This is a genomic window from Pseudomonas sp. E6002 (assembly GCF_013385565.1).
GTDB lineage: Bacteria > Pseudomonadota > Gammaproteobacteria > Pseudomonadales > Pseudomonadaceae > Aquipseudomonas.
Window position 1 is genome coordinate 1 of record NZ_JACAPT010000059.1, and the last position, 11874, is coordinate 11874.

An 11874-nucleotide genomic window follows, 5' to 3' on the forward strand; every position below is an offset into this window, starting at 1 on the left:
GGAGTGAGGGAACGCCGAGCCACAGCGAGGCGCCGACAGGCGGGGCAGAGCCCTAATGAGATGGTCAGCCCGGCACGGTCCCCCTGGGACATCCCACCCGACAAGCGATCTCACTGCCACCCGCTGGTGCATGCTCTTGATTGCATGCAGCTTTTTGTAGCGAGGAAGCTCGCTCCCGTTGACCCGCATGGCAGGCCAGACAGCCTAATCAATAGCAAGCTAGCTAATTGGCGCATTAATTGCCTTGAAATATGGCAATTAGACATCACTCCCGGAGTCCGCCATGAGCAGCCTGTCGAGCAGCACGATGCAGTTATCTTCCGCCGAGAAAAGCTGGCTGCCCTGGTGGGGCAAGACCGGCAAGTTCGCCATGGGCTGGTCCTGCCGCCTCAACCGCGCGGTGTACCCGGTGATGGAGCAAACCTTCGAGGCCATTGCCGAAACCCGGGTCAAACTCCTGCAAACCTGGACCCGCGAACAGTGGGAACACCTCAACGAACTGGCCACGACACTGGCCCGCGATTCCGTGCTCACCGACAACAGCCTGCTGCTGGAAAAACTGCACCAGGCCGGGGATTTCTCCGAGCTGTTTATCGTCGACCCAAAGGGCGAACTACTGGCGAGTACCTGGAGCCAGGCCAGTCACCGCGCGCTCAATCAACAAGCCCTGGCCGCCGGGCTCAAGGCGCCATTCCTCCACGGTCCCTACAGCGACCCGCTGACCTTGCAGATCGGCCCTTCGTCCTCGCGCTTCCATGACGAAGTGACCCTGATGTTCTACCAACCATTGACCCGCGAGGGCAGGGTGGTCGGCTGCCTCTGCGGTCGGGTGCCCAACGACATACTCGGGGATTTGATCCAGCGCGAGGCCGGGCATATCTTCCCCGAGTCCGGCGATAACTACCTGTTCATGGTGCAATCGCGCTTCGACCCGGCGCTGCAGCCGGGCATTGCGCTGTCCCGCTCACGCTTCGAGGACGGCACCTTCACCCACGGTGAAAATCTCAAGAGCGGTGTGCACACACCCTGGAAAACCGTACAGATCCAGCGCCACACCGAGCTGGAATTGCAGTTTATCGACCCCGCCACCCAACAACTGCACCCCGGCGTGCGGGAAACCATCCGCAAGGGCTCGAACCTGTTTGTCACCTATCCCGGCTATTCCGACTACCGTCACATCCCGGTGGTGGGCAAGGGCGTGACCTTCGAACTGCCGGGCTCGCCGGATCGCTGGGGCATGATGTGCGAGGCCGACCTGGAAGAGGTCTACCGCCGGCGCTCCCTGAGCCACGGCTTGATGAAGCCCTATCTGGCGACCATGGCCGGCCTGTTTGCCTGCAACTTCCTGGTCCGTCACTACAGTGGCTTGCCCGCCGCCTGGACCGATGCGTGCGAGGTGCTGAGCATGGTCGTCGCGGCCTTGCTGTTCAGCCGCCTGGGCCCCAGGCGCCTGGCCGCACGCCTGAATGAAATGACCGAGGTCATCCGCACCATTGCCGAAGGCGAGGGCAACCTGCGCCAACGCCTGGACAGCGGGCGCATGGTCAACGACGAAACCGGCGACATGAGCCGCTGGATCAACAGCTTCATCGACCGCCTGGATTCGGTGGTCGGCCAGGTGGTCAAGGCCAGCCACAGCGTTGGCAACACCAACCAATTGATGCTCGGCCGCAGCGAGGCGGCCGGGTTGATGTCCCATGAAGTGGCCGACGCGACCCACCGCATGATGATCATCGTTGAAGAGCAACTGGGAGAAATCCAGCAAGCCTCGGTGAGCGCCGAGCAAATGAAGCAGGCCATGGACGAGGTGGTCAGCCGGGCCCGCGAGCAATTCCTCGCGGTACAGGTCGGCACCCAGTCGATTCGCGATGTGGTGCAGCGCTCCTCGGAAAGCGTGCAACTGCTGGACAGCCGCATGGCACAGATCAGCAACATCACCGGGTTGATCAGCGACATCACCAACCAGACCAACCTGCTGGCCCTGAATGCGGCCATCGAAGCGGCGCGGGCAGGCGAGCATGGCCGCGGTTTTGCGGTGGTGGCCGACGAAGTCCGCACCCTGGCGTCACGTACTTCCAAGGCAGCGGAAGACATTCGCCAGATGGTCGAGGGCCTGCAAGGCGAAACCCGCAAGGCCGTAGGCTTCATGGAAAACGGCGTGACCAACGTCGACAGCAGCCTGCGCCTGGCCGAGGACGCCTCCTCGGAGAACGTGCACCTGCACCAGGCGGTGGAGAGCATGTTCAGCATCATCCAGCAGCTCAACGCCCGCAGCCTCGACTATGGCAAGACCATCAAGCAGGTCAGCCACTCTTCGGAGCAAATGCGCCTGACCGTAGGGGTGTTGCAGACCAGCGCGGAAACCGTGCGGGTCAATGCCAACAAGTTGCAGAAGCTGGTGGGGTTGTTCGAAGTCAGTGAGGCTGCGGCCTGACCAGGCTGCGCTTATCCAGCAGCAGGCGCTCCAACTCCTTCATCGGCAAAGGCCGGCTGAACAGATACCCCTGGATCTGATCGCAGCCGGCTTCCCGCAGAAACTCCAGCTGCGCCTGGGTTTCCACGCCTTCGGCCACCACTCGCAGCTTCAGGCTGTGGGCCAGTTCGATGATGGTGCGGGTGATAGCCGCGTCCTGCGGGTTGCTGGTGACTTCGCGGATAAACGCGATATCGATTTTCAGCGTATCAATCGGGAACCGCCGCAGGTAGGCCAGGCTGGAATAGCCGGTGCCGAAGTCGTCGATGGAGATCTTCACCCCCATCGCCCGCAGGCGCTGCAAGCTGGCGATGGTGTGCTGGGTGTTCTCCATCAGCGAGCCTTCGGTCAATTCAACTTCCAGCCAATGCGCTTCCACGCCGGCCTGGGCGAGGGACTGGGCGATATCGGCAATCAGGTCACCCTCGATCAATTGATGCCCCGAAACGTTGACCGATACCTCCACCGCGCCCACCGTGCCGGATTGCCAGGCAGCGATCTGGCGGCACACGTTGTCGATCACCCAACGCCCGAGCGTGACGATCAAACCCTGGCTTTCCAGGATCGGTATGAAGACCGCTGGAGACACCGCACCGTAACCGGGCCGGTCCCAGCGCAGCAGGGCCTCGAGGGCGCACACCTGACCGTTGGCCAGTTCGACCTTGGGTTGGTAATGCAGCACGAATTCTTCGCGCTCGACAGCCAGGCGCAGGGCTTTTTCCAGGTCCAGGCGCGCCAGATCATGCACATTCAACCGCGAGGACTCATTTTGGTGGTGTTGAAGTTGCTGCTCCAACAACTGGCTATGGTTTTTCAACCGATCGCCGTGGGCCTTGAGCCGCAGCAGGTTGCGTACCCGTAGCCACAACTCGACCCGCTCCACCGGCTTGCTGATGAACTCCTCGGCACCGGTTTCCAGGCCGCTGAGCCGCGCGCTGGACTCACTCAATGCCGAAAGCATGATGATCGGAATGTTCGCCGTGGCCTGGTTGCCCTTGAGCTGGTTGGCCACTTCATAGCCGTCCATGCCCGGCATCATGATGTCCAGCAGGATCAAGTCCGGCGGCCGCTGCGCCACCAACTGCAAGGCTTCTTCACCACTGGCGGCGCTCACGGTCTGGTAACCCTCGTGGCGCAGCAGGGTTTCCAGCAGCTTGCGCACCTGGATTTCATCATCAACGATCAACAGCGTTGCGGGTTGGCTGGCCATGGAGAGGACTCAAGTCGAGGGAGTAATGTTCTTTTGCAGCAGCGTGTCGATCACCTGGTACAGCTCTTTGTAGCGCAGGGGCTTGATGATGTAGGCATCGCAGCCGGCCCGCAGGGTCTTGTCACGGTCTTCCTTCATGGCCATGGCCGTCAGGGCGATCACCGGGATGTGCGCGGTATGAGGGTCCTGCTTGAGCAGTGACGTGGCTGCCAGGCCGTCCATGCCCGGCAACTGGATGTCCATCAGGATCAATGCCGGTTGTTTTTCCCGGGCCAGGGTCAGCCCGGTCTCGGCATCGGCGGCCCACAACACGCTGTGGCCGGCGTTCACCAGCAGCAGGCGGGCGAGGCGCATATTGGCCTCGTTGTCTTCGACGATCAGGATTTCGGCCATGGGGCCTCCGCATCCGCGGCACGGTGCAGCGGCAGCCACACCACAAACCGCGCGCCTTCGCCTTCGCGGCTGGCCACGGCGACACTGCCGCCGTGCAGGTCGGTGAGTTGCTTGACCATCGCCAGGCCCAGGCCCGTGCCTTCGAATTTGCGCGCCAGGCTGCTGTCGATCTGGCTGAAGGCCTTGAACAGCTTGCTCATGTCGTCCCGGGCGATCCCGATGCCGGTGTCGCTCACGCTCAATTCCAGGAACTGTTGATGTTCGCTGGGCTGCAGGGCAAAGCCGTGGGTGGGCCAGTCGCCGGGAATCTGCCCCACTTGCCCACGATTCACCTCGCGCACCGAGAGCGTCACCGAGCCGCCGTGCTCGCTGAACTTCACCGCATTGGCCAGCAGGTTGTAGATGATCTGCTTGGTCTTGCGCAGGTCCAGTTCCAGTGCGCCGAAGTCGTCCGGGCTTTCGAGTTTCAACTGGATGCGCTGCAATGCGGCCTTTTCCCGCACGATCAGCAGGCTGTTGGCCAACAGGCCGGCCAACTCCACGGCTTCCAGTTCCAGGTCCATCATGCCGGCCTCGACCTTGGACAGGTCGAGGATGTCGTTGATCAGCGACAGCAAGTGCTGGCCGCTGGTGAAGATATCGCCGATGTACTCGCGCTGGATATCGCTCATGTCGCCCACCAGGCCGTCCTTGAGCGCCTCGGAAAAACCGATCACCGCATTCAGCGGCGTGCGCAGCTCGTGGGACATGGTGGCAAGGAACTCGGACTTCATGTGGCTGGCGTGTTCCAGCTCCAGGTTCTTCTCTTCGAGGGCGCGCTCAAAGCCTTTGCGTTGCGCCTCTTCCTGCTTGCGCGCGGTGTTGTCGGTGCCGATCAGCAGGTAGCCGATGATCGCGTCGTTGCGGTTGCGCAGGGCGGTCACCGACACCATGGCCGACAGGCGACTGTTGTCCTTGCGGATATAGGTCAGTTCGTAAATGTCTTCGATGCCCCGGGAGGCCTTGAACACCAGGGCCTCAAAGCCCGGCGTGATCGGTGTGTCCAGTTCCAGGCTGAGGGCAGCGGCGCGGGTGATCAGCTCGGCGGGGTCGGAAATGTCGGCCGGTGTGACGCGGTTCAGCACATCGGCGGCGGCGTAGCCAAGCATGCGTTCGGCGCCGACGTTGAAAATCTGGATTACGCCTTTTTCGTCGGTGGCGATGCTGGAGAAGTAGGCGCTGTTGAAGATCGCATCTTGCAAGGCGCCGGCCTTGAGCAGGGTTTTCTGGCGTTTGAATTCGACGATTTTTTCAGCCCGGGATTGCGGCTCCGCCGGGCTGTCGACTGAAGAGTTGTCCATGGTGCAGTGTTCCGTGAACTTCAGGCCCGACGCTGCCAAAGGCGGCGCCGCAGAGCATGCTCACAGAAGATCGCGCACGCGCGAAGAGGAGGAGATGAGGTCTTTGGACGATAGCAGATAAACCGCAACCGACAGGGATCGTAGTGGCCAAACGCGGTGTTATTTTTAGAAAAACACTCAATCGGATAGGTGAAGGTGGAAAAACGGCGGTTTTATCTGCAATTAGTCACTCCAGGTCGCTGGATGAACATTTATTCATCAGGTGAAACGTTTAATCAAACGATAAACGGCTGACGCAAGCGCTTGCGTAAGCAAATGTATCTGATTAGAGTCGGCAGCAATCAGGTCTGCCGATGACTGCCATCGGCAAACGCCCGAACACAACAATAATAAAACCAGGAGCTCAGTCATGAGCCTTGAACCCTTGCTTGAAATGCAGGGCATCAGCAAGACCTTCAACGGTCTGCGGGTGCTCAAGAACGTCAGCCTGAAGGTCTACCCCGGTGAAATCCACGCCTTGATGGGTGAGAACGGCGCCGGCAAATCGACCTTGATGAAGATCCTCTCCGGCGCTTACCAGGCCGACGACGGCGGCACCATCCGCATCGATGGCCAGCCCGTCGCCAGTTACAACCCAGCCTCCGCCAAAGCCCTCGGCATTGCCGTGATCTACCAGGAACTGAGCCTGTGTCCGAACCTCACGGTGGCCGAGAACATTTACCTGGGCCGTGAACTGCGCCGTGGCTGGACCATCGACCGCAAGGGCATGGAAGCCGGGGTGGCCGAGGTGCTGGCAAGGCTCGGCGCGGAGTTCCTGCCCACCACCCGCGTCGCCAGCCTGTCCATCGCCGAGCGCCAACTGGTAGAAATCGCCCGGGCGCTGCATGCCCACGCGAAAATCCTGGTGATGGACGAGCCCACCACGCCGTTGTCCTCCCGGGAGACCGACCGCCTGTTCGCGCTGATCAAACAGCTGCGCAGCCAGGGCTTGGCGATCATCTACATCAGCCACCGCATGGCGGAAATCTACGAGCTGTCGGACCGGGTCTCGGTACTGCGGGACGGCGAGTACGTCGGCGAACTGGCGCGGGACGTGCTGTCGGCCGAAGTGCTGGTGAAGATGATGGTGGGCCGCGACCTGTCAGGTTTCTACAAGAAGGAACATGCGGCCTACGACCCCGGCCAGGTGGTGATGCGCGTGCGCGACATGGCCGACGGCAAGCGCGTGCGCAACTGCAGCTTTGACCTGCACGCCGGTGAAGTGCTGGGAATTGCCGGCTTGGTAGGCGCAGGCCGTACCGAGCTGGCGCGGCTGATTTTTGCGGCCGACCCGCGTACCTCCGGCACCCTTGAGGTGGTCGGCAAAACCGTGACCCAACTGCGCAACCCGGCGGATGCGATTCGTGCCGGTGTCGTCTACCTCACCGAGGACCGCAAGGCCCAGGGTCTGTTTCTCGACATGAGCGTGGCCGACAACATCAACGTCTGTGCGTGTGTGCCGGATGCCCATGCCGGTGGCGTGCTCGACCGTGGCCACGCCGCACAACGCTCACGCGATGCGATCAAGTCCCTGTCGATCCGCGTGGCGTCGGGCAAGGTCAACGTCGGCGCGTTGTCCGGTGGCAACCAGCAGAAGGTGCTGCTGGCACGGCTGCTGGAGGTCAAGCCGCATGTGCTGATCCTCGACGAGCCCACCCGTGGCGTAGACATCGGCTCCAAATCCGAGATCTACCGCATCATCAACCAGTTGGCCAAGGCCGGCGTGGGCATCGTGGTGATCTCCAGCGAACTGCCGGAAATCATCGGCACCTGCGACCGCGTGCTGATCATGCGCGAAGGGCAACTGGTGGCCGAAGTGGGCGGGGCATCGGGGCTGGATATTTCCCAGGAGGCGATCATCGACCTCGCAACCGGCAGCGAGCAGGTGGCCGCCCATGGCTAATTCAACGACAAGCGGGAGCAACACCATGACTGTGGCAACGATCGGCAAGGCTGAGCGTATTCGCGAACTGATGCGCACGGTGGGCATGTTGCCGGTGCTGGTGCTGTTGCTGGTGGGCTTTGCCCTGGCCAGCGAAAACTTCATGACGGTGCAGAACCTGTCGATCATCACCCAGCAGGCGTCGGTCAACGTGGTGCTGGCGGCGGGGATGACCTTTGTGATCCTCACGGCGGGCATCGACTTGTCGGTGGGAGCGATTCTTGCGGCTTCGGCTGTGGTTGCGTTGCAAGCGTCGATGTCACCGCAGTTCGGCATGTTCGGGATTGCCGCCGGGGTTGGCTTCGGCCTGTTGCTGGGCCTGGTCAACGGCGGCCTGATCGCCTTCATGCGCCTGCCGCCGTTTATCGTCACCCTGGGTGCGCTGACCGCCATGCGCGGTTTGGCACGCCTGTTGGCCGACGACAAAACCGTGTTCAACCCTGATTTGCCGTTTGCCTTTATTGGCAACGATTCGGTGCTGGGCGTCCCCTGGCTGGTGATCATTGCCGTGGCCGTGATTGCGCTGTCGTGGTTCATCCTGCGGCGCACGGTGATGGGGGTGCAAATCTACTCCGTGGGCGGCAACCCGGAAGCGGCGCGGCTGTCGGGGATCAAGGTGTGGAAGGTCCTGCTGTTCGTCTATGCCATGTCCGGTGCCCTAGCCGGCCTCGGCGCGGTGATGAGCGCGTCACGCCTGTTCGCCGCCAATGGCCTGCAACTGGGGCAATCCTATGAGCTGGATGCGATTGCCGCAGTGATCCTCGGCGGTACCAGTTTTACCGGCGGCGTCGGCACCATCGGCGGCACGCTGATTGGTGCGCTGATCATCGCGGTGTTGACCAACGGCCTGGTGCTGCTGGGCGTCTCGGATATCTGGCAGTACATCATCAAGGGCATCGTGATCATTGGCGCGGTAGCGCTGGATCGCTATCGCCAGTCCGGTGCGCGGACCTGATTTCACTCAAACAACAATCACAAGAGAGTCATCATGAACTTCAAACGCATGTTTCCTGTTGTCGCCTCCCTGGGCGTTGCCGTGTTGATGTCCCAGGCGGTGCAAGCCCGTGAACTGAAAGCCATCGGCATCAGCATGGGGTCCCTGGGCAACCCGTATTTCGTGACCTTGGCCGACGGTGCCACGGCGCGGGCCAAGGAGCTGAACCCGGCGGTGAAAGTCACCTCGGTGTCGGCCGACTATGACCTGAGCAAGCAGTTCTCGCAGATCGACAACTTCATCTCGTCCAAGGTCGACCTGATCCTGCTCAACGCCGTCGACCCGTCGGCGATGGCCTCGGCGATCAAGAAAGCCCGTGATGCCGGGATCGTGGTGGTGGCCGTGGACGTCGACGCCAAGGGCGTGAATGCCACAGTGCAGACCGACAACGTCGAGGCCGGCAAGCTCGCCTGCCAGTTCATCGTCGACAAACTGTCGGGCAAGGGCAATGTGATCATTCAGAACGGCCCGCAAGTCACCGCCGTGACCGATCGGGTCAAAGGCTGCAAAGCCGCGCTGGCCAGCGCCCCGGAGATCAAGGTGCTGTCAGATGACCAGGACGGCAAAGGCTCCCGCGAAGGCGGCTTGAACGTGATGCAGGGCTACCTGACACGCTTTCAGAAAATTGACGGCCTGTTCGCAATCAACGACCCGCAAGCCATCGGCAGCGACCTGGCGGCCAAGCAACTGAAACGCAGCGGCATCATCATCACCTCCGTGGACGGCGCGCCGGACATCGAGAATGCCCTGAAGACCGACACCCTGATCCAGGCCTCCGCCAGCCAGGACCCATGGGCCATGGCCCAGACCGCCGTCAATGTCGGCAATGACATTCTCAATGACAAACAACCCGCCGAAGCGGTTACCCTGCTGGCGCCAAAATTGATAACCCGCGATAACGTCGGTTCCTACGCCGGTTGGTCAAGCAAGCATTAAAAGCACCCAGGAGTGAGCACCGTGGCAACCATGGAGGATGTGGCAAGAATTGCAGGGGTGTCGACGTCGACGGTTTCCCACGTCTTGAACGGCACCCGCAAGGTCAGCCCGGACACGGTGCAAGCGGTGCAGGACGCGATCCGGCAGGTGGGCTACATCCCCAACACGCTGGCGCGGTCCCTGGCGCGGTCCACCACCAATACGATTGGCGTGGCGATCTCGGCACTGTCCAACCACTACTTCAGCGAAACGGTGCACGCGATTGAAACCGAGTGCGCCAAGCACGGCTACATGATGTTGTTTGTCGATACCCACGACGATCCCGAGCAGGAATTGCGCGTAGTCACGACGCTGCACCATCGGCGGGTGGACGGCATTCTGCTGGCGCCGTCTACCGGTTCGCTGGCCCTGGAATACCTGCAGGCCAATCAAGTGCCGGCGGTGCTGGTGGACCGGATGATGTGTGATCGTTTCGATCAGGTCGGGGTGGAAAATACCCTGTCTACCCAGGCTTTGGTGGCGCACTTGATCGAGCATGGCCACCAGCGGATCGGCTTTATTTCCGGGCGGGCGGGGCTGGGCACTTCCGATGAGCGCGTGGCCGGCTATCAAGCCGCGTTGCAGGCGGCAGGGTTGGTGTTTGACCCGCAATTGCTGGTCAACGGTGGTTCCAGCAGCGAGCCGGCACGGCAAGCGACCGCGCAGTTATTGGCCCTGGCAACACCGCCCACAGCAATCATGGCGGGCAACAACCTGATGACCCTGGGTGCGATGCACGCCTTGCGTGATGCGAATATCGACGTGCCCGGGCAGATGGCCCTGGTGGGCTTCGATGATTTTGACTGGGCGGATTTCTTCGTGCCACGCCTGACCCTGATCGCACAGCCGGTCCAGGAACTCGGCGCCCGGGCGGTCAACCTGCTGCTTGAGCGCATGGCGTCGCCCAAGCGTAAAACACACAGCGTGCGGCTCGCGCCCACCCTGAAGATTCGTAACTCATGCGGCTGCCCCTGATATGAACAACGCGGTTTCCCTTGGCATTGATCTCGGCACTTCGGAACTCAAGGCGATCCTGATGGACGAGCAAGGCAACGTCCTCGCCCATGCGGGCGCGCGGCTGACGGTCTCGCGCCCGCACGCAGGCTGGTCCGAGCAGGCGCCTGAGGATTGGTGGCAAGCATGCCTGAAGGCTCTGGACCAACTGCGCACTGATCAGCCGGATGCCTACGGCCGTGTCGGCTGCATCGGGTTGTCCGGGCAGATGCACGGGGCGGTGTTGCTGGGGCAAGACGACCGGGTGTTGTACCCGGCGATTCTCTGGGATGACTCCCGTGCCATGGCCCTGGCTGAAGCCTTGGGCAGTGAGTTTGCCGACGTCACCGGCAGCTTGCCGATGGCCGGTCTCACGGCGCCCAAGCTGCTGTGGTTGCAGGAGCATGAACCGGCGGTATTCAGCGCCATTGATTGCGTGCTGTCGCCCAAGGATTACCTGCGCCTGCGCTTGAGTGGTGAGCGCGTGAGTGATGTGTCCGATGGTGCGGGGACGTTGTGGCTGGATGTGGCCAACCGTGAATGGTTTGAACCGATGCTGCAGGCCACGGGTTTGCGATTGGCGCAGATGCCACGGCTGGTAGAAGGTGGCGCGGCCAGTGCTTGTTTGAATGCGGCTGCGGCGGGGCGACTGGGCTTGGCCGAGGGCCTGGTGATTGCCGGCGGTGGCGGGGACAACCCGGTGGCGGCGGTGGGCATAGGGGCGGTGAATGCGGGGGATGCGTTTATCACCCTCGGTACGAGTGCGGCCATCGTGGCGATTACTGATCACTCGGCGGGGAATCCGGCGAGTGCGGTGCATAGTTTTTGTCATGCGTTGCCTAATCGCTGGTACACCATGGGCGCCATGCTGGCCGGGGCCAGTTGCTTGCGGTGGGTGACGCGGTTGACGGGGTCGGTTGATGAGCAGGCGTTGCTGGATCGGGTGCAGGCCGAGTTGCCGATCGGGCAGGGCGTGCCGGTTTCCAATCCGTTGTTTTTGCCGTATTTGGCGGGGGAGCGCACGCCCCATAACGACCCGTTGTTGCGGGGTGGTTTCATGAGCCTGGGGCATGACTGCACGCCGGCCATGCTGGGGTATGCGGTGATGGAAGGGGTTGGGTTCGGGTTGTTGGATGCGCTGAGTGCGGTGCAGTCGGCCGGGGCCACGGTGGGGGCTTGTGCGTTGGTGGGTGGTGGGGCGCGCAGTGAGTATTGGGCGCAGTTGTTGGCCAATATTCTTGGGCGGGAGATCTACACGTTGCACGGGAGTGAGTTGGGGGCGTGTATTGGTGCAGCGAAGTTGGGGTTCCTGTCGAGCGGCCAGGGTGCGGCGCTGTTGCAGGCGGGGATGCCGGTGAAGCAACGGTTTTTCCCGGACGGCGCTCAACAGGCTGTTTTGCAGGCGCGATATTTGAAGTTTCGGGGGTTGTTGGGGGCGGCTAAGGCTTTGCACGATTAGGGAAGTTTTGGGTGTATATCCGTTATTTGGGTAACGGCTGCTATTGGTTCCGCTCT

General features: G+C 62.0%; 9 protein-coding genes. 6 read left to right on the forward strand and 3 right to left on the reverse strand.

Going from position 1 to position 11874, the window contains the following annotated elements; translation table 11 throughout:
• The first annotated feature begins 1798 nt into the window (after window positions 1-1798).
• Window positions 1799-2434 (forward strand): methyl-accepting chemotaxis protein, encoded by a 636-nt coding sequence (locus HX815_RS32055; protein ID WP_371132487.1) that lies wholly within the window; start codon window positions 1799-1801, stop codon window positions 2432-2434.
• On the opposite strand, the gene HX815_RS31060 is transcribed toward HX815_RS32055, so the two are convergent.
• From HX815_RS31060 to HX815_RS31070, 3 genes are read right to left on the reverse strand one after another with little or no spacing between them, the layout of a single operon-like run.
• Entirely contained in the window at window positions 2415-3683 is a 1269-nt protein-coding gene (locus HX815_RS31060; protein ID WP_003209700.1) for an EAL domain-containing response regulator, read from the reverse strand. The genes HX815_RS32055 and HX815_RS31060 overlap by 20 nt on opposite strands.
• 9 nt (window positions 3684-3692) lie before the next feature.
• On the reverse strand, window positions 3693-4076 hold the full coding sequence (locus HX815_RS31065) for a response regulator (protein ID WP_008430409.1): 384 nt from the start codon (window positions 4074-4076) through the stop codon (window positions 3693-3695).
• Window positions 4061-5416, reverse strand: coding sequence for a HAMP domain-containing sensor histidine kinase (locus tag HX815_RS31070; RefSeq protein ID WP_087692323.1), 1356 nt, complete (start codon window positions 5414-5416; stop codon window positions 4061-4063). Before HX815_RS31070 ends, HX815_RS31065 begins: the two co-directional genes overlap by 16 nt.
• Window positions 5417-5825: 409 nt before the next feature.
• On the opposite strand from HX815_RS31070, the gene HX815_RS31075 reads away from it, so the two are divergent.
• Genes HX815_RS31075 through xylB form a run of 5 tightly spaced genes read left to right on the forward strand, consistent with a single transcriptional unit; the run spans window position 5826 to window position 11818 of the window.
• Window positions 5826-7358 (forward strand): sugar ABC transporter ATP-binding protein, encoded by a 1533-nt coding sequence (locus tag HX815_RS31075; protein ID WP_003209705.1) that lies wholly within the window; start codon window positions 5826-5828, stop codon window positions 7356-7358.
• Between the two features lie 25 nt (window positions 7359-7383).
• The gene (locus tag HX815_RS31080) at window positions 7384-8352 is read left to right on the forward strand and encodes a hypothetical protein (RefSeq protein WP_003209708.1); all 969 of its coding nucleotides are present in this window, start codon (window positions 7384-7386) and stop codon (window positions 8350-8352) included.
• Between the two features lie 33 nt (window positions 8353-8385).
• Window positions 8386-9327 (forward strand): ABC transporter substrate-binding protein, encoded by a 942-nt coding sequence (locus HX815_RS31085; RefSeq protein ID WP_003209710.1) that lies wholly within the window; start codon window positions 8386-8388, stop codon window positions 9325-9327.
• A 21-nt stretch (window positions 9328-9348) separates the two neighbouring features.
• Window positions 9349-10341, forward strand: coding sequence for a LacI family DNA-binding transcriptional regulator (locus tag HX815_RS31090; RefSeq protein WP_134326642.1), 993 nt, complete (start codon window positions 9349-9351; stop codon window positions 10339-10341).
• 1 nt (window position 10342) lies between these two features.
• Complete coding sequence (gene xylB / locus HX815_RS31095; protein ID WP_177029473.1) at window positions 10343-11818, forward strand: xylulokinase; 1476 nt, start codon at window positions 10343-10345, stop codon at window positions 11816-11818.
• The last annotated feature ends 56 nt before the right edge of the window (window positions 11819-11874 follow it).